The sequence below is a fragment of the Kitasatospora sp. NPDC089797 genome, from assembly GCF_040684795.1.
Classification (GTDB): Bacteria; Actinomycetota; Actinomycetes; order Streptomycetales; family Streptomycetaceae; genus Kitasatospora.
In genome coordinates this window covers 10,919-33,219 of the sequence record NZ_JBFBGS010000005.1, presented here as the reverse complement: position 1 = coordinate 33,219, position 22,301 = coordinate 10,919, and the positions used below count along the sequence as shown (strand labels likewise).

Annotated in this window: 17 protein-coding genes and 1 pseudogene; 12 read left to right on the top strand and 6 right to left on the bottom strand. The window is 69.7% G+C overall.

Features of this window, described 5'->3' with window-relative positions; genetic code table 11:
- Window positions 1-108: 108 nt before the first annotated feature.
- Window positions 109-390 (top strand): hypothetical protein, encoded by a 282-nt coding sequence (locus AB0O91_RS05820; RefSeq protein ID WP_363428268.1) that lies wholly within the window; start codon window positions 109-111, stop codon window positions 388-390.
- A 157-nt stretch (window positions 391-547) separates the two neighbouring features.
- Here the strand turns inward: AB0O91_RS05820 and AB0O91_RS05815 are convergent, their stop codons facing one another.
- The 4 genes and pseudogenes from AB0O91_RS05815 to AB0O91_RS05800 all read right to left on the bottom strand — a co-directional run bounded on the left by AB0O91_RS05815 (window position 548) and on the right by AB0O91_RS05800 (window position 5,676).
- A complete protein-coding gene (locus AB0O91_RS05815; protein WP_363428266.1) occupies window positions 548-1,798 on the bottom strand; it encodes a histidine kinase in 1,251 nt (416 codons plus the stop codon).
- A complete protein-coding gene (locus AB0O91_RS05810) occupies window positions 1,795-2,475 on the bottom strand; it encodes a response regulator transcription factor (RefSeq protein ID WP_363428264.1) in 681 nt (226 codons plus the stop codon). Before AB0O91_RS05810 ends, AB0O91_RS05815 begins: the two co-directional genes overlap by 4 nt.
- 597 nt (window positions 2,476-3,072) lie before the next feature.
- A pseudogene (locus AB0O91_RS05805) lies at window positions 3,073-3,372 on the bottom strand (transposase); the annotation flags it as partial.
- 1,272 nt (window positions 3,373-4,644) lie between these two features.
- Entirely contained in the window at window positions 4,645-5,676 is a 1,032-nt protein-coding gene (locus AB0O91_RS05800; protein ID WP_363428262.1) for a helix-turn-helix transcriptional regulator, read from the bottom strand.
- A 521-nt stretch (window positions 5,677-6,197) separates the two neighbouring features.
- Between AB0O91_RS05800 and AB0O91_RS05795 the strand changes: the two genes are divergently transcribed.
- From AB0O91_RS05795 to AB0O91_RS05745, 11 genes are all read left to right on the top strand, one after another.
- On the top strand, window positions 6,198-6,464 hold the full coding sequence (locus tag AB0O91_RS05795; RefSeq protein WP_363428260.1) for a hypothetical protein: 267 nt from the start codon (window positions 6,198-6,200) through the stop codon (window positions 6,462-6,464).
- Window positions 6,465-6,557: 93 nt separating this feature from the next.
- Window positions 6,558-7,880, top strand: a complete 1,323-nt coding sequence (locus AB0O91_RS05790; protein ID WP_363428258.1) for a hypothetical protein — start codon at window positions 6,558-6,560, stop codon at window positions 7,878-7,880.
- A gap of 76 nt (window positions 7,881-7,956) precedes the next feature.
- Window positions 7,957-8,640, top strand: a complete 684-nt coding sequence (locus tag AB0O91_RS05785) for an HAD family hydrolase (RefSeq protein ID WP_363428256.1) — start codon at window positions 7,957-7,959, stop codon at window positions 8,638-8,640.
- A 30-nt stretch (window positions 8,641-8,670) separates the two neighbouring features.
- Window positions 8,671-9,126: a discoidin domain-containing protein gene (locus tag AB0O91_RS05780; RefSeq protein ID WP_363428254.1), complete on the top strand. Its 456-nt coding sequence runs from the start codon at window positions 8,671-8,673 to the stop codon at window positions 9,124-9,126.
- 89 nt (window positions 9,127-9,215) lie between these two features.
- Window positions 9,216-9,647, top strand: coding sequence for a cupin domain-containing protein (locus AB0O91_RS05775; protein ID WP_363428252.1), 432 nt, complete (start codon window positions 9,216-9,218; stop codon window positions 9,645-9,647).
- A 1-nt stretch (window position 9,648) separates the two neighbouring features.
- Window positions 9,649-11,007, top strand: coding sequence for an aspartate aminotransferase family protein (locus AB0O91_RS05770; protein ID WP_363428250.1), 1,359 nt, complete (start codon window positions 9,649-9,651; stop codon window positions 11,005-11,007).
- Between the two features lie 13 nt (window positions 11,008-11,020).
- Window positions 11,021-12,403, top strand: coding sequence for an ATP-grasp domain-containing protein (locus tag AB0O91_RS05765; protein ID WP_363428248.1), 1,383 nt, complete (start codon window positions 11,021-11,023; stop codon window positions 12,401-12,403).
- A 60-nt stretch (window positions 12,404-12,463) separates the two neighbouring features.
- Entirely contained in the window at window positions 12,464-13,576 is a 1,113-nt protein-coding gene (locus tag AB0O91_RS05760; protein ID WP_363428246.1) for an Ldh family oxidoreductase, read from the top strand.
- 58 nt (window positions 13,577-13,634) lie between these two features.
- Window positions 13,635-14,030, top strand: coding sequence for a VOC family protein (locus AB0O91_RS05755; protein ID WP_363428244.1), 396 nt, complete (start codon window positions 13,635-13,637; stop codon window positions 14,028-14,030).
- 255 nt (window positions 14,031-14,285) lie between these two features.
- Entirely contained in the window at window positions 14,286-15,530 is a 1,245-nt protein-coding gene (locus tag AB0O91_RS05750) for an Nramp family divalent metal transporter (RefSeq protein WP_363428242.1), read from the top strand.
- 120 nt (window positions 15,531-15,650) lie between these two features.
- The gene (locus tag AB0O91_RS05745) at window positions 15,651-16,898 is read left to right on the top strand and encodes an MFS transporter (RefSeq protein WP_363428240.1); all 1,248 of its coding nucleotides are present in this window, start codon (window positions 15,651-15,653) and stop codon (window positions 16,896-16,898) included.
- Between the two features lie 20 nt (window positions 16,899-16,918).
- Here AB0O91_RS05745 and AB0O91_RS05740 read toward each other — a convergent pair whose 3' ends face one another.
- The gene (locus tag AB0O91_RS05740) at window positions 16,919-17,104 is read right to left on the bottom strand and encodes a helix-turn-helix domain-containing protein (RefSeq protein ID WP_363428238.1); all 186 of its coding nucleotides are present in this window, start codon (window positions 17,102-17,104) and stop codon (window positions 16,919-16,921) included.
- Window positions 17,105-17,112: 8 nt separating this feature from the next.
- Window positions 17,113-22,143 (bottom strand): MobF family relaxase, encoded by a 5,031-nt coding sequence (gene mobF, locus AB0O91_RS05735; protein ID WP_363428236.1) that lies wholly within the window; start codon window positions 22,141-22,143, stop codon window positions 17,113-17,115.
- Between the last annotated feature and the right edge of the window lie 158 nt (window positions 22,144-22,301).

Genomic DNA, 22,301 nt, shown 5'->3' with positions numbered 1-22,301 from the left:
GGGGGCGGCCCGGCATCGTTTCGACTGCCCCCGATTTCGGTAAGTGTGCAGACGTGGCGCTCTGCGCGAGCAGGATTCCACGACCGCGGCAAGCAGCAAGGAGACCCCATGGCACTCCTCCTGATCCTCGGAGGCTTCCTTCTGGGCGCGGGGCTTCATGCCGCGCTCTGGCTCGCCCTCCGGGCGAGGGCCCCGAGGGCGGCCAGAGCGCTGAGCTTCCTCGGCGCGGCAGTTGTGGCCACGGCCGGCCTGTGGGCGACCAGTGGGTTGCGGGACAACGGCCCGCTCGGCGGCGTCGTCCATCCCGATTCGCTCTTCAACACCGGTTTCATCTTCGCGATCGCCATCGGCACCGCCACCGTGAAGGCGGCACGGCAGGAAAAGCCGTGACCGACCGGTGCCACTGCCTCCGCCGGGCCGACCCGGTCGGCACGGCTCTCCGGGTCGGCGCCGCGAACGCCCCGGTCTCCGTGCGGGGCTCCGCGCGGTTCGGCCCGGTCCACCACCCCTCGCCCTTCGGCCCGTAGGCCGGGGCGTACACCCCGGCCTACGACGTGCGCGGGTGCTGGTCGCGGTGCCCGTGCACGGGGAGCGTGACGCTCACGCGGTGGCCTTCCCGGTCGGGGCCGTGCTGGATGGTGCCGCCCAGACCGTTGACGAGTGCGGTGAGACCTGCCAGCCCCAGACCGCTGCCGGGGAGAGCGGTGGCGCGCCCGCCGCTCGGACGGCCGTTGGTGACGGTGAGTCCCACCTGGTCGTCGTGGTACGTCATGACGAAGTCGACCGTCGCGCCCGGCGCGTGCTTCACCGCGTTGACCAGGCACTCGCGCGCGATCCTCAGCAGCGCCCGGCGCAGGGACGCGGGCAGCGGACGCGGCGGGCCGTCGACGCGGTGGGTGACCTGGACGCCCACCGAGCCGAGGTTGGCCACCAGCGTGTCGAGGAACGGCGTGCCGTGCTGCTCCTCGACCGTCCCGCTCCCCCCGGTGTCGTCCGGGTCGGTGAGGTGGACCGGGTGCGCGGGGTCGTCAGGAGCGCGGCGCAACAGGTCGAGAATGCGGTGGAGATCGGTCATCACGGTGCGGGCGGCGTCATGGACGATCTCGGCGCTGTGCCGGACCTTGTCGGGCCGTTCGGCGTTGAGGCGGATGACATCGGCATGGAGGGCGACGACGGCGAGTTGGTGGCCCAGGTCGTCGTGCATCCGGTAGGCGATCCGGCCGCGTTCTTCGAGGACGGCGTGGCGGACGGCCTGGTCGACGGAGGCCTGCAGGTGGGCGACCTGGCGGGCGGCGCGGTCGTGCAGGCCGGCCTGACGGCGCAGCACGGCGCCGGCGAGGCCGGGCAGGACGATGACGGTGGCCAGGTGGTAGAGGGCGGTGGCGGACACCGTGGGCGTCCCGAGCAGGGGGCGGGTGGCCAGGTACGCGGTGGCGGTTGCCCACAGGACGGTGGCCCGGAAACGCCGCCCGTACCGGGCGAGGGCCCAGGCTCCGAAGATCAGCAGCGTCGGCTCGTCGGTGGCGATCGAGGCCAGCAGGCCTGCGATCAACGGGAGTTCGCTCCGGTGGCGTCGGACCAGGAGGCTGACGGAGCACAGGGCGGCCACCGCCGCGGAGGCGGTCAGGCCGGGGACGACGCCGGTGCGGTACTTGAGGGCGGCGGCGAGCACGGCCAGCGCTGCGCAGGAGAGGGCGACGAGCGCATCGGCCGCCAGGGGGTCGAGGCTGCGGAGCCGTTCGGCCGAGCGGCAGCCGAGCCCGGACGAGGCGGCCGCCGCCTGGACGGTGGCCTTCATCGCGACTGCAGCTGCGTGCGGCGCAGGGTCACCAGGCCCGCCTGGTGGGCGAGGACGGCCGCCTGCGTCCGGTTCTCCAGGCCCAGGGCGTTCAGGATCCGCGAGACGTAGGTCTTCACGCTGGCCACCGAGAGCTGCCGGGCGTGGGCGATCTGCTGATTGGTCAGTCCGTCGCCGAGCAGGCGCAGGACCTCCACTTCACCGGGGGCGAGGCGGGCGTCGATCCGCGCCCGGCTGCTGCGCCCGGCACCGGCCAGTCGGCCGGCCTCGTCGACCAGGTGGGCCATCGCTCTCGGCGACATGGCGGCACTGCCGGCGGCCACCGAGCGGACGGCGGCGAGCAGTTCCTCCGCGCCGCTGTCCTTGAGGAGGAATCCGCTCGCGCCGGCCCGGAGCGCGCCCAGGACGAGGTCGACGGTGTTGAAGCTGGTCAGCGCCAGGACCCTGGGCGGATCAGCGGCACGGAGGAGGGCCGTGGTGGCCTGCACGCCGTCCATGCGGGGCATGCGCAGGTCCATCAGGACCACGTCCGGGCGGTGGGCACGGACGGCGGTGATCGCCTCCGCCCCGTCACAGGCCTCCGCGGCCACGGTGAACTCCTGGCAGGTCTCCAGGATGGCTCGCAGTCCTGCCCGGACCAGCGGCTGGTCGTCGACCAGCAGCACACGCACCGTCACCACAGGCTCCCGCGTTGCATTCGTCCATCCTCACGAAACAGTCCTTCCATGCCAACGGTGGTTCGACTGCGACCCGAATTCTATTCGGCCCCTTGAGAGCAAAGGTCTCGACCAATGTCACCCTTCGGCGACTGTCCGCCCGCCCTCGGGGCGTCAGGATCGACACCCGCCGGGCCGCCCGGGGCGACACCGGCCGCGGCGGCGCGCGACGAGCACCGGTCCGCCGGTCGAGAAAGGCCTCTTCGTGTCCCACTCCGACGAGCCCCCGCACGGCACCGCCGAGCGCTGAGGCCGGCGACCTCCCCCGTCGACAAATCCTTCGCGTGCGACGAGAAAGGCGGGCTCGAACCTGCCGCAGCATCGGTGGAGCTGTCGACGATCCGCACACCGGAGGAACTCGACACCGGAACACGACTCCCGACTTTCGGCCGCACTTCCATTTCTCATTCAATTCTTATACGAACACATTTCCTCGCCCCCGCTCTGCCGGACCGGCCGATCGATACATGGCCGACCGGCCTCGGCCCCACCGACACCGGTGACCCGCTCACCGGCACGTCCAGCAGTGCCCGACCGGCCACACCGCAACTCGGCCAGCAACTCCGCCAGCAGCAACCCGTGCAGCTGGGGCCAGACCCCGGACTCGGTCCACTCCCCCAGCCTGCGCCAGGCGGTGACGCCGGCACAGCCCACGGTCTCGGCGGGGACGTCACGCCAGGCGACACCCGTCCGCAGCACGTACATGATGCCGGTGAGAGCGGTGCGGTCGGAGACACGCGGCCTCCCCCGGCGCCGAGGACGACGTTCGGCGGCGGGCGGCAGCAACGGCGCAACCCGCTCCCACAATTCATCTGAGACGAGATCAGAACGCATTCCCAACACCCTGCCCACCGGCATCGGAAAACACAATACCTGACGGGTTCGGGCCATCTTTTGAAACCAGGACAGGGCTTTGGTCCCGTCTTTGATTTCCCCTCGAATTAACCCTCGTGCGTCCTCGCAGGACGGCACGATCATCTGCCATGGCCCACCTGCCACCCGGCAGCCACCTCACCGGGGCGTCACCGGGTGAGAATTCGATGAATACGCCGGAGGATTCTTCATGCGCCCGGCGACTCGAACGGTCGCCACCCGGGTGGGGCGAGTGGCCTGCGCTCCAACGGGTTTGACCTTACCTTTCGATCGAGGGGGTCACTCAAGCGGAAGGCTGTTGACGGCATGGCTGGGAAGTTCGAGCTGTACACGGACTTCTGAACCGGGACTCTTACCCCTACTGGGAGGAGCACCCACATAGGCCATCTGACCTGGGAAAACATATCTCATCATTACTCACTGATACTCACCCCTCCTCGTCGCCTTGTGCACCCGATGTGCACCGCACGCCGTCGCGCCTGACGGACCATCATGCCGCCCTGCGAGCGCACGCCCCTGCGCAACACGGGCGGCACGCCCGCAGCACGGCCAACGAAGGGTGGCCTGAAAATGCCGACACAAAGCGCGACGCTGCCAGCAGCTTGACCAGCTTCTAGAACGTCGCGGCCGACAACCCCCAGGGACGTCCACACGCCCGGACCGAGACCGCCTCCAACTGTCTTGGCCAGTGGGCGCGGACGGTTTCGAACCGCCGACATCTGCTTTGTAAGTTTTCCCCGGGCAAGCCTCTGACCTGCTGAATGACCGACCACATGGCCACTGACCTGTGAAGATGCCTCTCTGGGGCTCTCGCGACCTCTCCGCGTTTCTCGGCCTCATGTGTGCCGATTCCGTGCTGCGAGGTGGTCGGTCAGCATTGTGGCCGCCACCGACCACCTGGCCATGCTCGCCCACGCCTTCCTCGCCGCCATGGCGGCCGCCGCGACATCAAAGGGGGCTGCAGAACCGGTTCCCGCACCCTGGTCGACCTCACCTTGGCAGAGATCCGACAGCTCCTTACAGCTGGCCGCTCCCACGCTCCGTGTCCGCCACGGTGCTCGCCCCGCGCGCACACGTTGAAATGGTCCACCTGACGCCGCGAACGCCAGGCCGTCGCCCGCCGCTGCCACTACCAACGCCGCCTGCACACGATCGAGGGGCGGTCCCATGAAGACCCTCCCCTGACGGGCCATCGGCCCACTACACTCACCCCGCGCAGCCTCTGATCAGGCAAAACATCGAAGTCCTGCTGGAGTATTAGATCCAGCCTCGCTCACGGGCCAGCAGTGCGGCCTGGAAGCGGTTGGACGCGCCCAGGGTCTGCATGATCGACGCCACGTGTTTTCGATAGGTGCGGACGGCGATGCCGAGTTCCCGCGCTCCGATCTCGTCCTTCTGCGCGGTACTGAGGATGTGCAGGAGCTGCCTCTGGAAGTCGTTGGCGAGGTCGGGATCCGCAGCCTCGGCGTCCGTGTCCAAGGGAAGGTCGTGGGCTAATTGCCACATGCGTTCGAAGAGGGCCACGAGAGCGGCGACCAGTCCCGGGTCGCGGGTCAGGATCGCGCCCCGGGACGTGTTCGTGGGATCGATCGGCGTGAGCGCGGCAGACCGGTCGCAGATGATGAGACGCTCCAGGGGCTGGTAGGAGATCCGAATGTGCGCGCCTTTCGAGGCTAGTTCACGCAGGTAGTTCATAGTGCTGCGGTCTTCGAGCGCCGACGAGGCCATGAGGGTCCGCATGTGCACGTTGCGGCGAAGAATGCGGCTGTCCAGTACCCGCGCGTGACTGATGCTCTCCGGGCTGAGGATTCCGCTCGGGCTGGTGGTGAGGCTCTCGGTCCGAGCAAAAAAGGTGAGTTCGTCGATGGCGGCGCGCACGGAGACCATGCCCTCGATGTATTGGGACGTGGCATTGAGGTCGAGGATCTGAGTCTTGCCGTCCAGTGACTTCTCCTGCTCGGCGAGTAGCGAGTCCACGATTCCGCTGCCGCCGACTTCCTGTTCGAGCTCGCGCCGGAGCTGACCCACCGCGTGCTCCACGAGTCCCTCCACGGCCTTGGCCGGCGAGACGGGAACCAAGATCCCGCCGAGGGTCTCCGTGGCCAGCCCCAGCTGGGTCAGGCGGTGGTGCACTGCCTGCGGGTCCTGTTCCGTGTCTCCGTCCCGTGCGCCCTGGGCCAGCTGGCATGCGAGCTCCGACTGGCTGAAACCGCCTCTACGCAGCAGGAGTCGGTAGACCTCCTCGTCATCGGAGTCGACACCCAGGAACCGCAGGTCCGCGTGGATCACTGGTCCTCCTCGTAGTCGTGTGCTGGCTGCCATGCTCGTTGATCTCGAACCAGTGGCGACTATTTTACGAGCGCCCCTCCCCCGAAAGTGCGCTTTCGTCACACTGGCACCTGTGCCCGAATCGACGGCATCTGGCAGCAAATTCCCCCATAAATCACCAGATCAGTTTCTTGTTGTGCAACAAGCGGCATCGCAGGGCTGCAGGAAGATGAGCCACACGGCCGATCGACCGCAGGCCATTTCGGATGCAGAGTTGTTGGCGCAACGGGAATCGAGTGCAACAAAACCATTCGATATTGGGGGTCCCTACACAGATGGCAGCTCGTGTGAAATTCACGGGGAAAGTTCTCCTTACTTTCATTTCCGCTGTAGCAGCTGCGGCCTTTTCCTGCCTCGGCACCGCCGCGGCCAACGCCGACGTCCCTGGCGCCACCCAGCCCACACCGGTCACAACATCCGAACCGGACGTCCACGACTGGGGCTGAGTCGCTGCTAGAGAAGCCTGAATCGAGGAACCCACCATGCGCACCTATCAGCTGCGGATCACCGGAGCCGCCGGCGCCGCTCCCGAGACTGCGGCAGTGCGGCTGATCGCCCGCCTGCCCGCATCTTGGGGCTCGACTCTCCTGTCGAGCACCCCCACGTCGGCCACGCTCGCGTTCACGGTGCCTGGGGCGCCCTCAGCCAAGGAGGTGTCGGAGTTGGTGGACACCGTGCTGGCCGCCCCGGAACTGCAGGGCTGGGCCAGGCAGGGAACAGTGGTCCACCGCCACGACGGCGAGGGCTGATCCACAGGGTTCCACGCACACCGATGATGCCGGGCTGGTCTCCGTGGTCCACCGGAACTCTCCCGGCCCACGAACAGCACTACTTGGGGAGAAATGGAAGGCACAACAGGCGAAAAAAGCCTCGTGCTCGGCTGCGCATCGACCGGTGCCAAATTCACGCCGGGAAACCACCGTGCGACCGGCGATGCACTTCTCGATCAGATCAGCACAGGCATGACCATCAAGAATTCACCGCTGGCCCTGATCGCCGAAGCGGAAGCTCTCAAGGGCATGGGGTGCCGCTACTACCACTACCACGCCAGGAATCCGCGAACACACGAACAGTCCACCAGCAATGACATCTACCAAGGGATAAGCATCTCCCTGCAGCACCGCTGCAGGGACATGCTCATCAGCTTCGGAGGCAGCCGGAACGGCCCCGAGGTGCGGGAGAGTATCCAGCGCTTCGGAGAGTGGGAGCGCATCAGCCAGAGCAGCCTTCCGCTGCACTTGGGCGGAGCGCACTTCGTCACCGTCCAAGCTGCCGTCGAGCTACAGTTGATGTGCGAGGCGGAGCGCCGGTTCGGCGAGCTGGGCCCTGACTTCGTCGACAGCGAGAGGTTCCTCAAGGTCGTCGAGGGTTACCAGCCGTCCGACCGCCTAACCAGGACCACTCTGGAGACGTACTCGACGACCAACGGGGCGGACTACGGGAGGACCTCCCCGCTCATCCAGTTCGAGGTCTACCGGAGCGCAGTGCAGGCCCGGCAACGACTCGGCCTCTTCCACGAGGTGGAGTGGGTCCAGTTTCCGCGCAGCTACGCGATGACCCGGTATGCGGTCGAGCATCCGCAGATCCGGCTCGGCGGCAGCGGCCAGCTGAACATCACCCTGCTGTTCGGATTCTCCCCGCGCCTGCCCTTCCCGCGGAGCTACGCGGAGTTCAAGCAGGTGGTGGATGCCGCGCGGAGGCTGGAGTACGACCTCGCCGAGCCGAGGGTGAAGCGGCGTCATGTGACCGTCTCGGTGGGTGCCGCAGTGCTGCCGGAACACGCCGCCCGTCACGTCGCGCAGCTGGACGTGGGGGCTCGGCGAGGTCGTTTCGTCTCCGCCCTGGAGCGGTTGGCCGCCTACGCGGCCCAGCCGGACAGCGGCGTGGACGTGCTCCGGTTCGGCATGGAGGACACGCCGTACGCGGTCACTGTGGATGAGGGCGGCCGCGGTCACCTCCGCTTGGCCGACAACTGTGAGCTCGCCGAGATCGTCATCGGTGAGATCCACGCCAACGGCGCGCGGGTCGAGACCGACAGCGAAGTGATCTTCGAACGCATGGGCTTTAACTGGGTCAGGCGGAGACTCTCCTTCGAGCAGCGGCAGCGCCCGCTCGGCCGGCCCGAGGAATCGCCGGACGTCAGCGCCGTCCTGCAGCATGTATGACCTTCCACCGGCCACATGACCACTCGTCAGGCTTTTGACGCGGTTCGACCTCAGTAGAAGGGAAAGAACAATTCACGTGTTCCAAGGGGTCTGCTTCGACCTGTTCTCGACACTGGTCCACAGAAAGCCGGGAAACCCGTTCTTCCGTGACGTCGCCAACGATCTCGGACTGGATCTCGAAGCCTGGAAGAAGGCCTACGACGATCTGCACGACGAAACCATGGCGGGAATCGTCCCGGGCATCGTGGAGCGCATCTCGCTGGCCGCCAAGGCCACCGGCGTGCAGTGCTCCCAGGAAGCGACACGCGCCGCCGTCACACGGCACTTCCCCAGCATGGCGGCGAGCTTCGAAACCGATCCGCAGGCTGTGCCGCTACTGAAGCACCTGCGCGGGCAGGGTCTGGCCCTGGCACTGGTGTCGAACGCCTCCGACCACGCCGAATGGATCTTCGACCGGCTGGGCCTGCGGGAGCACTTCGACGTCGTCGTCTTCTCTCACCAGGTCAAGGTCCTCAAGCCGCAGCCGGAGATCTACCTGCATGCCACCGATCAGCTCGGGGTCTCGGGCCAGGGCTGCGCCTTCGTCGGCGACGGCCAGCACCACGAGCTGGCGGGGGCCCGCAGTGTGGGCATGGCGACCATTCTCCTCGACCGGCGCCTGACACACACCGAGCAGGCCCGGGCCGAGGCGGACATCGTCCTCGCCGACCTGACCGGCGTACCGAACGCCCTCGACACACTGAGCAGTTCGCGCCTTTAGTCCCGGACCCGACTGGAGAGAAGAATCGCCATGACCAAAAACCAGCTCCGCCTCATCACAGGCTGCCGCGTCACCGACTCGTCCGGCTGCCACCGGTACGACTTCTGGAACGAGCAGTTCCTCTTCGACGGAAACTCCCACACCGGCTGGGGCTCGCAGAGCCGCAACGCCTCCCAGCCCGAGCACCTGGACATCGACCTCGGAGGCGTGCACGCGCCGCTGAGGATCCGTCTCCAGCGGCGCCCCGTCCCGGCGATCAAGACCGGTTTCCCCGTCGCACTGCGCATCATCGCCTACCCCGAGGAGGGTGGCGAGAAGACGGTCCTCGTCGCGGAGAACATCGACGTCGAGGCCGGCGAGTGGTTCGAGGCCGACCTCGAACCGGTGGCGACCCGGCGTATTCGGGTGGTGACCGGCGGCGTGGCCATCCGTCCCAGTGGCAAGTACTTCACCCAGATCATGCAGATGCAGTTCCTCGAAGCATGACCGGAGGAGCTCTTTCGGGGCCCTCGCCGGAAGAGCTCCTCCCGCACCTCAGCCACATCGGGAAGTCTCACTGCGAGAAAGGGAAGTCAATGGTTCTTCGTGCTGTTGCCGTACCGACGGAGCCCGTCTTCGACGCGGTCCCGCGCAAGCTGGGCCTGTGGGCGAGCGGACGCCTGCAGGCGTCCGCCTGGCGGCTGAGCCCCGGTCAGGACATCTCCGCGCGCATGCACCCCCAGGCCGACGGCATGTTCCTGATCGTCCAGGGCCGCGGGGAGTTCCAGGTCTTCGACGGGCAGGAGCCCGAGGCGGCCGGAGCCTACGTACCATCCGCGCACTACCCCCTGGACGCGCCGCCCAAGCGGCCGCTGCCCGAGCCGAGCCGGTCGCAGGTCGAGGCGGGCATGGTGTGCATGGCGCCGGCCGGCCTGTTCTACGGGCTGGTCAACACCAGCGAGGAGCAGCTGGTGGCCGTCGCGGTGACCGCCTCGGACACCAGCGGCACTGCCTGGACGGTTCGCTGACATGACCGGCATCGATCAAGGTCTGACCCTCACCGTTCCCTCCGGCGGCGCCCTCCCCTCGATGGCGGACGGGGACGACGCCTGGGTGATCGACACACTTCGACGTCACGAGCCGGCGACCATGCACACCCAGCACCCAGTGGTGTGGGAACGTGCCAGCGGCAGCCGCGTCTTCAACCGGGAGGGCCGCTCGTGGCTCGACTGGACCAGCGGGATCCTCACGGCGAACGCCGGACACGCGCGCCCCGAGGTCGTCGACGCGATCACCGAGCAGGCCAGGCAGGGGCTGCTGCACGCGTACATGTTCCCAACCCGCGTGCGGGCCCGGACGGTGCGTGCGCTGTCGGAACTCTCCGGCTTCCCGCAGTCGGTCCTGTACACCACCGGGGCCGAAGCCGTCGAAGGTGCGCTGAAGATCGCCAGCCGCTATGCGATGGCCCGCCGCCCCGAACGGGCGCAGGGCGGCCGCCGGTCCGTCGTCGTCACCTTCGAGGGCTCCTTCCACGGCCGGACCCTGGGAGCCCAGCTGTCCGGGGGACTGCCGGCGCAGCGCGACTGGGCGCCGGAGCTGGACGAGGCGTTCGTGCACGTCCCCTTCCCTGCGCGGGGCGAGGCATGGAGCACGGAGATCATCGAGGCCGCAGTGCGCAAGGTCGGGGCGCAGCCCGAGGACGTAGCCTGCGTGATGAGCGAGATCTACCAGGGCTCCACCCTGCAGCAGATCGACCCGGAGGCCGCCCGGGAGCTTCGCGAGTGGTGCACCCGACACGACGCGATCCTGATCTTCGACGAGATCCAGTCGGGTTTCGGTCGTACAGGGGCGCTCTTCGCCCACGAGCACGTCGGTGTCCGCCCCGACCTCCTGCTGGTGGCCAAGGGCCTGTCCGGGTCGCTGCCGATCTCGGCGGTGCTCATCGGCGACGAGCGCTTCGCTGCGGACGTGCGCCCGGGAGAACTGACCAGCACCCACAGCGGTAATCCCGTCTCGCTCGCGGCCGCCGAGGCCAACCTGGCCCTCTACGCGGACGGGCAGATCGTGGCTGAGGCCGCCCAGCGCGGCCGGCAGCTCACCGACGGACTTGCCGACTGGGCGGCCCGACTGCCCCGGCGGCGCCGGGTCGTCGGGGCAATGGGCCTGGTCGCCGGTGTCGCGTGCACCACCCTGGACGGGACGCTCGATCCCGCGACGTCCAAGCGGCTGGCCGCCGCGTGCATCGAACGCGGCCTGCTGGTGTGCGTCCCGTCCACGCTCGGCGGGGCCATGCTCAAAATCATGCCGCCGGTCACGACCTCGGAGGACGAACTCGCCGAGGCGCTGGCGCTGTTCAACGCCGCCGCCGACTCCGTCCAGCTCGGCTGACGCCGCGTCATCCATGACCGATTCCACACAACGAGAGGTACGTGCATTTTCCGTGGGTGCAGTCGCACAACCGGCGTTCATCATCTTCAGCGACCTGTCCAAGATCGGCCCGTCGTTGATCGAACTGCGCAAGCGCGGTCTCGCGGTCCTGGCCGTCTCCCAGAAGCAGGGCTCGGTCATGGTACAGAAGGGCATCCAGCTCCTCGGCACCCCCGGTCACCCGTTCGCCGATCTCACCGAGGTCAGCCTGCGCGACGCCACCGACATCAGCGGCATCGCCGACCAGGCATCGCGTTGGGCCCAGCAGTACGACGTGCAGGGCGTTCTCGTCAACGCCGAGGTCTACGTGGACGCCGGACAGGTGGTCGCTGACATGCTCGGCCTGCCGAACCCGGGCTGGCGGGCCTCGACCGTGTGCCGCAACAAGCTCCTGCAGCGCCGCTACCTGCGCCAGTGGAGCCCCGTCTCGGCACTGGTCACCATCCCCGCAGACGGTGTGGAGGGGCGTTCGCAGGCGGAGAAGCTGGCCGCGGAGTACCCGGGTCCGTTCCCAGCGGCGATCAAACCGCTCGACCGCGAGTCCAGCATCGGGGTGCGGGTCGTCAAGGACGCCTCAGCCCTGGCCGACGCCATCGCCGCCCAGGAGCCCGGCAGCCGCGTGCTCGTCGAAGAACGCGTCTGGGGACGTGAGTTCAACGTCGACACACTGGTCAGCAACGGGAAGCCGATCGTCACACTGTTCACGCAGAAGGGCACCAACGAGGACTCGACCGAGTTCTTCGTCGAGCTGGTGCACACGACGCCGCCCGCCAACCTGGACGAGCACGAGACCGCGCTGATCACCGAGGCACAGCTGGGCGTGGTGGACCGCCTCGGGTTCGAGAACGGCTACGCGCACGCGGAGTACCGCATCACCCACGACGGGCGCGTAGTCCTGATGGAGATCGCGGCGCGGGCCCCGGGCGACGGGTGCCTGCACCTGTACCACCTCTCGACCGGCAGGCCCATCGAGCCGGTGATCATCGACATCGCCCTGGGCCGGCCGACCGAGTACCCGGCCGTGTTCCGGCGCCGCGGTCGGCAGGTCTACTTCGAGCACACGCCCGGGGTCCTGCGCGACATCAAGGCCGAGGGTCTCGCGGGGATCACGCCCCGGTGGCTGGCCGACACCACGGGGATCTGGCCTGAGCTGGCCTCCGCCGATGCCGACGCCCCGGCCACGGTCCACGAGCTGTTCGTGATCAAGCCGCGCGGTTTCGTGCTGGAGCAGCTCACCGAGTCCTCGAACCGGGCAGTCACGGCCATCTTCGACGTACCTATCGACGGCGACATCGATGCCGAGGAGGCGCGGGTCCGCCGGGCCGTCACCATCGAGACCGAACCGGCGGACGGCTGAGGTGCTCACCACGCTGCGTTCCGTCAGCCGGATCCCACCAGGTCGGACAGGAGGTGCACCATGACAGGCTCCACCGGCGGCCAGGAGTGGCGGCTCGTCGACGCTGCCGAACTGACAAGGTTCACCGTCGACGCGCTACGTGCGGCGGGTGCCTCCCTCGATGAGGCGACGGTGACCGCGGAGGTACTCGTCGCCGCCGACCTGGGCGGCGTCGAGAGCCACGGGATGGCCCGCCTGCGCCGCTACGTCGAGGGGCTTCGCAGCGGCACCATCAACCCGCACGGGGTGCCGGAGATCGTGTCCGACCAGGGCAGCGTGTGCGTCCTGGACGCACGGAACGGCCTGGGGCAGCCGGCCCTGCGCACCGCCGTCGACCTGGCCGTCACCCGTGCGCGCCGATTCGGCACCTCAGCGGTGATGGTCCGACGCTCCAACCACATGGGCATCGCCGGGTGGTTCGCCGAACGGGCGGCCCGAGCGGGGATGTTCGCCATGGTCTCCACCAACGCGGTTCCCCAGGTGGCACCGATGGGCACCAACGAGCCCATGTTCGGTACCAATCCGTTCTGCTACGCCGTGCCCGCAGGCCAGAGCGTCCTCTGCTTCGATGGTGCCACCAGCACCGTTTCCCGCGGCAAGCTGGAGCAGTTGGACCGCCTCGGTGAACAGATGCCGCACGGCTGGGCCCTGGGCCCGGACGGCTCGACCACCACTGACATCCCCGCCACTGTGGAGGGCCTGATCCACCGGAAGGGGTACGCGCTGCTACCGCTCGGCGGCGGCGATAAGAACCACGGTGGTCACAAGGGGTCGGCGCTGTCCCTGTTCATCGAGCTCCTGTGCGGGCCGCTGGCCGGCGCCCAGTGGAGCCGCCACACCTATCAGAACGGCGAGGGCGGGCTCGGCCACTTCGTGTTCTGCCTCAGCCTGGAGTCCCTCGGCGACCCCGAGTCCATCCGCGCCGGCGTCGAACAACTGACCCACGAAGTCAGAGCCGCCGCCCCGGTCGACCCCGCCACGCCGGTCCGTGTTCCCGGCGACCGGCGCAGCCTGCTCACTGGGACGCGCCGCACCCTGGGCGTCCCGGTCCTGACATCCGTCCTCGCCGACCTTCACGACATCGCCCGGTTCGTCGGCGTCACGCCTGTCCGCGCCCAGCACGCGGACGCGTGACCTCGTGACCTCGTGACCTCGTGACAACAACGATCATTCGCCCATAGGAGGCTTTCCCGTGAAGTACGAGCGGCTCGACCACACCGTCCTGACCGTCAACGACATCGACGCCACAGTGGACTTCTACAGCCGCGTCCTCGGCATGGAGGTCATCACCTTCAGCATGCTCGTCAACGACCGCAAGGCCCTCCGGTTCGGCGACACCAAGATCAACCTGCATGAGGTCGGCAAGGAGATCGCCCCGCACGCCGCCAATCCCGGACCGGGCACCGAGCACCTGTGCTTCATCGTGTCGGACCCCATCGAGGAGGTCGTCGCGCGCCTGGAGACCCGGGGCGCGGTGATCGAGTCCGGCCCCGTGGAGCGGGTGGGTGTGCTGGGGCCGCTCAACAGCGTGTACGTCCGCGACCCGGACGGCAACCTGTTGGAGCTCAGTAACCACGTGGAGCGCTGACCCACCGCCAGGCGGCGGTGGTGTCCGTCCAGTCGCAGGGCGGGCACCACCGCGCTGGAAGCGGATGAGAGAACCTCGGCGTCCGGCGGCACGGCGCGCCCGGGACCGCGCTGTCGCCGTCGACGTCTGCGGCACCCGTCGTGGCCACGGCCCCGCCGGCGGATCCCCGGCCAGGTATCTAGAGAGCTGACGATATGGGGGCCGCCGGCGGCGTCGCACCCCGGCTCCCACCACTCCGACTGAGGTGAACCACCTGTGACGGCGACCATCGCCCCTTCCCGTCAGCCGGCACTTCGGCGGACCCGGATGTACGGGCCCGCGTTCGTGGCGGCCATCGCCTACGTAGATCCGGGGAACTTCGCCACCAACTCCGCGGCGGGCTCCCAGTTCGGGTACCTGCTGCTGTGGGTCGTCATCGCGGCCAACTTGATGGCCCTCCCCGTACAGATGCTGTCCGCCAAACTCGGCCTGGCCACCGGGCTCGACCTTCCCCAACTGTGCCGCCGCCGCTTCTCCCGACCGGTGGTGCTCCTACTGTGGCTCCAGGCCGAGGCAGTCGCGATCGCCACCGACCTCGCCGAGGTGGTGGGCGGCGCGATCGCCCTCAATCTGCTATTCGGGCTGCCCCTGCCGGTCGGCGGACTCGTCACCGGCGTCGTCGCCTTCGCGCTGCTGGGTCTCGAATCGCGCGGCCACAGCCGCTTCGAGATCGTGACGGCCGGTCTGCTCGCCGTGATCATCGCGGGATTCCTCCTGGACGCCGCGCTGGCCGGCATCGACCTGAAGGGAATCGCCAGCGGCACCGTGCCCGCATTCTCCGGACCGCAGAGCGTGCTGCTGGCCGCAGGGATACTCGGCGCGACCGTGATGCCGCACGTCATCTACCTGCACTCCAGTCTCACCAGTGCGCGCACTGGCGCCTCGGGCGAGGGTCTGCCAGCCCCCGGACGCCTGCGGCTGCTGAAAGCGATGCGGCTCGACGTGCTCGTGGGCCTGGGCCTGGCAGGCGTGGCCAATGCCGCGATGCTCGTCGTCGCCGCCCGGCTCTTCTACCCGTCGGACCGTCCCGCGCAGAGCATCGAGGACGTGCACGCCGGCCTCACCGACATACTCGGCCCGGGTGCGGGACTCGCCTTCGCCATCGCGCTTCTCGCCTCCGGGTTCGCGTCCTCGTCCGTCGGCACCTACGCCGGCCAGGTGATCATGTCGGGCTTCCTCGGCCGCTCCGTGCCGCTCGCCGCGCGCCGTGCGATCACGCTGCTGCCGAGCATGATCGTCCTGTTCGCCGGCATGGACGCCACTGCGGCCCTGGTGTGGTCGCAGGCCGTGCTCTCCTTGGGCATCCCGTTCGCCCTCGTGCCGCTGATTCTGCTGACCCGCGACCGGAAGGTCATGGGCGGACTGGTGAACCGGCCGTCGACCACGGTGGCGGCCCTCGTCATCACGGCGCTGGTGATCGGACTGAACGCCTGCCTCATCAGCTGGACGCTGTTCGACTGAGTCGCGGACGCACGGATTCACGCCCGTTTCCGCCATTCCCCTGCGAGCGGCATGCTGCTGCTTGTAATGTCCAATGAACTCGATCACCCCCTACAACCTGCCCGGGATGCGGAGCACACCATGTCCCACCTGCTGCCGGCCACCGGACCGCAACGGATCATCGCCGCTTCGAACTTCGTCTACACCGTCGGCAGCGGCCTCTACCTGACCGTGGGCGTGCTCTACTTCACCGAGGCCGTCCACCTCCCGGTGGCCCAGGTCGGTCTGGGACTCGGCATCGCCGGAGCCGCCTCCCTCGCCGCCGGCATCGCGGTGGGCCACCTCGCGGACCGGCTCGGGGCGCGCGGCGTGTATTTCACCACGCTCGTCGTCCAGGCACTCGCGACGGCCGGGTTCCTGTTCGCGCACAGCTTCTGGCTCTTCGTGGCCACGGTCTGCGCGGCCACCGGCGCGAAGGGAGCCGGTCTGGCCGCGCGCAGCCCGCTCATACGCCACCACGGAGGTGAACGACCACAGGAGTTCCGCGCCTATCTCCGCGCCGTGACCAACATCGGCATCTCCCTAGGGGCCGTGCTGGCGGGCTGGACCGTCCAGGTCGGCACCGCCGGTGCGTACCAGCTCATGGTCGTGGGCAACGCGGTGGCGTTCGCCGCTTCCGCCGCGATCCTGCTCGGCCTCCGGCCGGTCGAGCCCGTACCGCACACCAGCGGCCCGCGCTGGATCGCCCTGAGAGACCGGCCCTATCTTCTCCTCACCGCCCTGGACGGCATCATGGCCATCCAGTTCAAGGTGCTCACCGTCGCCGTGCCCCTGTGGCTGGTCTCCGAGACCACCACCCCCCACTGGCTCATCTCGGGAACTATGCTCCTGAACACCTCCCTCGTCGTCCTCTGCCAGATCCGGGCCAGCCGCAGCATCAACACACCCACGGCTGGCGCCACCGCCTACCGCCGCGCCGGCTTCGCCTTCCTCATCGCCTGCACACTGATCTCGCTGTCCGCCGGCATACCGACATGGGCCGCCGTAACGCTCATGCTGGCAGGAGTCGCCGTTCACACCATCGGCGAGCTGTGGCACTCCGCCGCGGGCTTCGAGATCTCCTTCGCCCTCGCCCCCTCCCACGCCACCGGCCAGTACCTCGGTGTCTTCGGCCTCGGCGCCGGACTCTCCGAAGCCGTGGGCCCCGCCCTGCTCATCTCCCTGTGCATCACCTGGGGACGCCCCGGCTGGTTCGTTGCGGGCGCACTCTTCGTCCTCGCAGGCCTGGCCGAGCCCCTCGCCGTCCGCTGGGCACAACGCCAACAGCACGCCGGCCAGCCGTACCTCGCAGGTTCCCCCACCCCGGCCAGCGCGCCTGGCCCCACCTGAGCATGGGTACTCCGGCAGGATCACCGGGGGCAGGCCGACGCCGAGCCGTCCAGCCCGAGCGCGTTGAAGCGGTGCAACCACCACCGCACCGTTTTGGCGTGACAACCCAGCTCGGCCGCGATGACCGCCACCCGCACGCCCGACCAGCGCCCGGAGTTTGAGGTCTGGCCCCGGGGCCGGGGCTGGGTGCCTCGGCCTCGAAGCATCGTGATCGTCAGCGGATGCGCGGACCGCGCTGGTCCTGGCGAGCCTGCGGCGGCTGCTGGACCTGCGGCTGCGGAGCGGCGGCGGGGCGCTGAGCAGGGGCCTGAACCTGGCGGTGTTCGACGTCGGCCTGGCGGCCCGGCACAGGCCGGGCAGTCCGGGTGGGCTGTCCGCCACGCTGCTGGAGCCCCTCGCGGTGGGCCTGGCGCTCGGCCTGGCGGCCGGCTCGGCGGCGTTCGGCGAGGGTCGGCTGACGCCGTTCCTCCGCCTGCGGCTGCTCGGGCCGGAGGGCCTCTGCGGTGAGCTGGCGGCGCTCGGCGAGCACGGTCGTGACCTGCTCGGCGACGGTCTGCTGGGTGAGGGCGGCGTCGTCCAGGCGCGAGAGGCTGGCGAGCCAGGTGGCGCCGGTGCGGGTCGCGACGGTGCGCAGGATCTCGGCCTGGTCCGCCTCGGGCAGGGCGCGGTAGACGTCGGTGACGAGCTGGCGGAGGGCCTGCTGGTCGGTGGTCGCGGGGGTGGACTCAGCGCTCGCCGGTGCGGCGGTGATGCGTCGGGCGGCCATCGCTGCGGCGGTGGCCTGCCAGTAGGCGTCGTGGCCGGTGCGGCCTTCCTCGATGTAGGGGCCGGCGGGCTGGGCAGCGTTGTCGTCGGTGACCCGGTACTGGTCACGGTAGGCGGCGACGAGGGCGAGCTGCTGCTGCCACTGGGCGCGCCGGGTGGGGTCGGTCGGGGCTTCACCGAGGGTGCGGCTCCACTCCGGACGGTTCTCCGCGGTGCGGTCGGCGAGCACCGAGAGCCGGTTGGCGACGAGGGCGGCGCTGTCGGTGAGGTACTCGTGGTGGACGGGGTTGGCCGTGGAGGAGCGCGGCACCGGGCTGATCCAGGCCGGGAGGTCGGCGCGGCCGGAGGCGGCGCGGGTGTGGGCGAGGGCCTGCTGCTGGGCGTGCTGGAGCAGTTCGGGCAGCGCGGTGCGGCCGGTCACCTCGGAGAGGGCGGTCTCCGCGGTGGTGCCGGTGTTCTCGATGGCCTTGAGGGTCCAGGCGAGGGCGCGCCACAGCTCCGCTTCGGCGCGGTCGCCCTGCTGGTTGGCGGGCACTGGAGCCTGCGCGGCAAGGGAACGGCCGATGCGCCAGGCCAGGACCTGGCTGAGGCTGTCGGCGCCGGTGAGTGGGCGGCTCTCGGCGACCTGGCGCAGCAGGGTGGCGGGTTCGTGGCCGGCGGTCTCGGCGCGGCGCAGAGCGGCGGTGAGGGCGGGCCAGGTGTTCTCGCCCAGGGCGCGGGTGGCGTGCTCGTCTCCGAGGACGGTGGCGGCGAGGGCCTGGTGGCGGAGGGCTTCGGGGGCCTGCTGGTGGTGCTCGGGGATGCCGTCTTCGGCCAGGGTGGTGCGGGCGGCGCGGGTCAGGGCGGTCACCGGGTCGCTCGTGCTGGTGGTGTGGGTGGCGGCGGTGGTGAGCAGGGTGGTGGTGTCGCGGCCGGTGCGTTCGGCGGCGGCCAGGGCTCCGGCGAGGTGGGGCCACTGCGGGTGGGCGGTGACCTTGTCGGTGGTGGTGCTGAGTGCGGTGACGGCGGCGGTGGCGGTGGCGTAGCGGTTGAGGGTGTCGGTGGAGACGTGCGGGTGCGCGTCGGGGGCCTGGGCGGCGGCGGGTGCGATGTGCAGGGCGGCCGGTTCGGTGGTCGCGGTCTCGGGGTCGAATCGGTGGGCGGGCAGGTTGGTGAGCTGCGAGACCAGGGCGGCGTAACGGGTGGTGTCGGCGGTGGTGGGTGCGTTGAGGTGGGCGGGGGCGGGGCGGTCTTCGGTGATGGTGTTCAGGCGCCAGGCGAGGGCCTGGGCCGGGGAGTCGGCGGGGTTGAGGTCGCCGCGCCAGGTGGCGGCGGCGAGCAGGCGCTCGGGCTGCCAGCCGGCGGCTTCGGCGGTGCGCAGGGCGCGGGCGACGGCGGTGAAGGCGGGGTCGTCGGTGATCTGCTCGGCGAGGGCGGGGCCGAGGAGTCGGTGGATCAGCTGGTGGTAGTAGGGGGTGGTCAGGGTCTCGACGGCGTGCTGGTGGCGGGGCGCGAGCGTGGCCAGGGAGACGGTGTCCTCCTGGGCGCTGCGGATGGTGTCGGTGGCGGAGAGCTGGGCGCCCTCGCGGCTCAGAACGCGCTCCAGCACTTCGCGGGCGGCGAAGGAGTCGGGGTCGTTCTTCGGCTGGTCGAGCTGCTCGTCGGTGTCGAAGGGGAGGAGTTCGTGGGTGGCGGTGTACAGGGTGGTGGTGTGGCGGGCGCGGGTGAGCTGGACGTACAGCTCCTCGCGGGTGGTGTCGTCGGTGACCAGGGGGTGGGCGGTGTCGACGGTGCCGCCCTGGGAGCGGGTGATGGTGGAGGCGTAGAGCAGCTGGACGTTGGCGGCGACGTACTCGGCGGGCAGGGTGAGGCGTCCGCGGTGCTCCATGTGGCGGACCTTGAGGGAGCCGTCCTCGTGGCGCTTGAGGATCTCCCAGGCATCGCCGTTCTTGAGGAAGTCGCGGCCCCGGTTGGTGGTGAGCTTGCGGTCGTTCTTGCGGGTGACGATCCAGTCGCCGCGTCCCGCGCGATTGCCGTCGCGCAGCAGGACGCCGTCTGCCTCGACCTGGCCGGCGGCCACGCGGTCCTCGCGGGCGCGGGCAGACAGGGCGGTGACGTCTGTGCCGGTGCGGGCGCTGATCAGGGTGGTGCGGCCCGCGAGCATGTCGGTCTTCCAGCCCTCGTAGGCGGCTTCGACCATCGCGGTGCGCGAGCCGCTGACCACCCGCTGGTTGTTGAAGTAGAAGTCCAGCGCGGCGGTGTCGCCGGTGCGGATCTTGAGGGTGGCCGCGGCTTCAGCCTTGTCGCTGAACCGGTGGAGCGTGGTGAGCTCGACGGCGCCGGCCTCGGCGGCGATGAGCCGCAGCGCGCCGCCCGCTTCGACGCTGCTGAGCTGGCGGTAGTCGCCGAGCAGGCGCACGGTCGCGCCGCGCTGGGCGGCGATCTTGACGAGGTTGTCCAGGTTGAGGGTGCCCGCCATCCCGGCCTCGTCCACCAGGACGACATCGCCCGGGTTCAGGACGAAGCCAGCCCGGCTCTTGGGCACGTTCCGGCCGCTGAGCAGCTCGCCCATGTACGTGCCGCCGGTGTACTCCCAGAGGAACTTGTGGAGGTTCTCGGCGGGCTGCTTGAGGTCCTTGGCGAGGACGGCGGCGGAGGCCGCGGAGGTGGCGAGCGGGACGACGCGCTGGCCGGCCTGGTTGGCGACGTGGACGTACGCCTGCATTGCGGTGGTCTTGCCGGAGCCGGCCGGGCCGAGGCCGAGGGAGACCAGCCGGGGGTCCGTGACGAACGCGGTGACGAGGGCGCGCTGGCCCTCGTCGAGTGCACGGTTTCGGGCCTCGAAGCCGTCGAGGGCGGCGCCGACGAAGGCCGGGTTCGGGCCCTCGGTGACGGGGGTGAGGGCGGCGGTGACCAGGCGGCGCTCGGCGTCCAGGATCGCGGTGCTGGTGTAGCGGGTGGAAGCGTGCTGGACGAACACGGAGTCGCCGTTGGCGCGGCGCAGTTCCTCGGGCTCGGTGAGCAGGGCAGGGGCGTCGACGCGGACGCTGTGCCCCGGGGAGACGGCCTCGGTGACGATCGCCTCGACCAGCTGCCGGTGCTCGGCGGTGCTGGTGGTGGGGTGCTCGGAGCGGGCCAGGCGCTCGGCGTGGGCGCGCAGGTTCCACACCGTCCACACCGCGCGTTCCTCACCGACAGCGGAGATCACGGCGGCGGCGAGAGTGGGGATCTCGACCGGCTTCGGCTCCTCCTGCTGGGTGGTGGCCGGGGTGCTTTCAGGCGCGGGGACGGCCGCCATCACGCGGTGGACGATGTCCTGGCCATGGGCGGTGGTAACGGTGTGGGTCCAGTCGGCGCGCATCTCTTCGAGGGAGCGGGCGGCCTTCTTGCCCTCGCGGGTGTCCAGGTTCGCCTGGCGGGCGAGCTGGTGGGTCATGCCGCGGGAGGGGTCGTGCCCGTGCTCGCGCCGGTACTCCCGAAGGAGTTGCTCGTAGCGGGCTTCGATCTCGGTCCGGCGGGAGGAGAAGTGGGTGATCGCCTCGACGGGGACGCCGACGATCTCGCGCACCGGCTGGCGCTTGGTGGCGGAGTCCTCGCGGGCCTCGAAGGTGACGCCGAGCCGAGCGGTCAGCTCCGTCTCGAACCGCGAGTTGTAGAACTCGGAGGTGGCCACGGTCATCGCCAGCAGGCCGCGGGCGTCGAGCGAACGCCACTTCCCGTCGACGCCCTGGATCTTGTTGGCGACGACAAGGTGCGTGTGCAGGTTGGGGTCGCCGGCCCGGGAGTCGTAGTGGTCGAAGGCGACGGCAACCAGGCCCTTGGTATCGATCTGGGCCTGGCCAGTGCTGCCGGTGCGGGTGTACGCGGCGTGCTCCTCCAGCAGCTCCAGCGCTGCGTCGCGGGCGGCCTCGTGGGCCGCGCGGACGGCGGCGCGGACCTCGGGTCGCTCGTCCAGTGCCCACAGGACCGCGGCGGACTTCACCGGGGCGAAGACCAGGTCGAATCCGGCGACGGCGGCGCGCTGGCGGCGGGACTCCTCGTGCTGGACCTTCTTGATCTCGGCGCTCGTGGGCGCCCGCCGGATCTCCTTCTCGATGACGGCCAGACGCCGCTCGACGCGCTCGGCGAACGGGTCGAGGGGCTCGTACTCGGGGTACTTGCGGCCGAGGGTCGCGGCCTTGATCGCTGCGGCGCGGACGGCGCGAAGCTGCTCGTCGTCCATGTCGGCGCGCACGTTGGCGGCCAGGTGCTCGTCGATGATGCGCTGGGCGTCGGGGTGCTGGCCGAGGCCGAACAGGTGCTTCATCTGCTGCTCGGTGACGGTGGTCCCGTCGAGTTCGAGCAGGGGTGCGCCGCGGCCGAGCCAGACGCCCGCCGGGTTGCCCTTCTGGGTGTAGTACTCCTCGGCGGACTGACCCCGCTGACGCTGTACGTCGCCGCCCGCGACCTGGCGCGTCAGGTAGGTGTAGCCGTTGCCGGCGGTGAGCTTGTGGATGGTCATCAACGCGACCACCCCCAGCTTTCCGGAACCTGGATGAGGGTAGGTGCGACGGCTATTCGAGCCGCCGATTCACCTGCCTCATCAAATGCCATACGAGTACTTTAGCCCCGCGCAGCGGACCATGCTCAGAATATCTGCAAGAGGTGTCTGGATGGCTT